The organism is Candidatus Frankia nodulisporulans, from assembly GCF_902806475.1.
GTDB lineage: Bacteria > Actinomycetota > Actinomycetes > Frankiales > Frankiaceae > Frankia > Frankia umida.
The window spans coordinates 1-1,545 of record NZ_CADCWS010000462.1 but is presented as its reverse complement, the minus strand read 5'-3'; the positions used below and the strand labels follow the sequence as shown (position 1 = coordinate 1,545).

Annotated in this window: 2 protein-coding genes; both read left to right on the top strand. The window is 66.2% G+C overall.

Annotated features, from left to right (window positions below; genetic code table 11):
• Positions 1-1,318 (top strand): NsdA family TPR-like regulatory protein (locus G6R24_RS20810; RefSeq protein ID WP_163550818.1); only part of this gene is annotated, 1,318 nt, incomplete at its 5' end.
• The coding region (locus tag G6R24_RS20805) for a 4a-hydroxytetrahydrobiopterin dehydratase (protein ID WP_163550817.1) at positions 1,311-1,545 on the top strand (235 nt) is incomplete at its 3' end. The genes G6R24_RS20810 and G6R24_RS20805, both read left to right, overlap by 8 nt.

Sequence of the window (1,545 nt, the reverse complement as noted above, 5' to 3'; positions counted from 1 at the left end):
TGAGCTGGAGAACTGGCCGTTGCCCCTCAACCGGCGTCGGCCCACCCCTCAGATCCTCGCCCTGCTCGCCGAGGTTTACGGCACCAGCATCCACAACCTCATTGACCTCGACGACCGTGAACATCTCACCGCAGCGGACACGTTCCTGATCTCCACCACACGTCGGGACGCCAGATCCGCTCAGCCTGCGGGGTCGCCTGCGCAGGGGTCGCCGCCGGTGGACTCGCCCTCTGGACAGGCCGGTCCGGGCGTCGAGTCGCAACACGGTGGTAGCCGGTCCGGAAAGCTGCGTTTCGATGAGCCAGCTGGGAACGTCGAATGGGTGGATGCTCTTGGCCGCCGCGGTTTCACGATCATGGCCGGTTCGGCACTGATGGCAGGTCTGACCGGTGCCAGTCGCGCCCGTCATGTCGACCCAGCGCTCGTCTCCTACTTCGACGACCAGTTGAAGGGCCACTACCGCGCAGACATGCTGCTCGGCCCCGGCGCGCTGACTGGCACAGTCAGCTCCCAGTTTCAGGTCATCGCGCGGCTGGCGGACGCGGCTGACGGGTCGACCCGTCGGCGCATGGCAAGAGTCGGCTCGTCGTTCGCCGCGTTCGCAGCATGGCTGTGGCTGGACGCCGGCGATCCCGTCGCCGCGATGCGCTACCACGACGCTGCGCTGGAACTGGCACATCGCTGCGGAGAGCGCGATGCCGTTGCCTGCGCACTGGTCGACCGGGCCATGGCCTTCACAGACCTGGGAAACGCCTCGGCCGTGATCGACCTGTGCCAGGCCGCACTGGTCGATGCCAGGCGTCTCTCCCCCGAGGTCCGCGTGTTTGCTTTGCAGCAGCAGGCACACGGCGCATCACTGCACGATGACAGTCACCAGGTCGATCTTCTGCTTGACCAGGCCGGCCAACTCATAGACCAGGTCGATATCGAGCAGTGGGGCACGGCCTGTCGCCGCACCGGCGGCTACATCGAGGTGCAACGTGCCACCTGTTATGGACGGCTCGGTCTCGACGCCGGCGCCGACCATCTCTGGCGCCAGATCATCCCGGCTGCGCCCCCTTCAGCCCGTCGGGACGTCGGGGTCTGGTTGGCGCGCCACGCGGTCGCCGCTGCACGGCAGGAAGAGCCAGAACGGGCTGTGGAACTCGCGCGCCACGCGAGCGCGCTCGCGGTGGAGACCGGCTCCGTGCGGGCCCGGCGTGAACTGACCGCAGTCGCGGCAGCGATGGATCCGTGGCGTGCTCACCCAGTCGGCGAGAATCTGGTGGAGGTTCTCGCGTCCGTTACCACCGACGAGACCGGGAGGGCTCATGGCTGAGGCGCTGTCACGGGAACAGATCGAGGAACGCCTCGATGACCTGGACGGATGGACGACCGACGGTCGACGCATCGAACGACTGTACTCGATATCCCACATCCAAGGTGCGGCTTTCATTATGCATGTCGCTGCCATACAGAACGAATTCGGCCACCACTCCGACACCACGCTTGGATATCGGACCGTACACGTTTCGATCAGCTCGAGCGACATCGGCGGCTACGTTG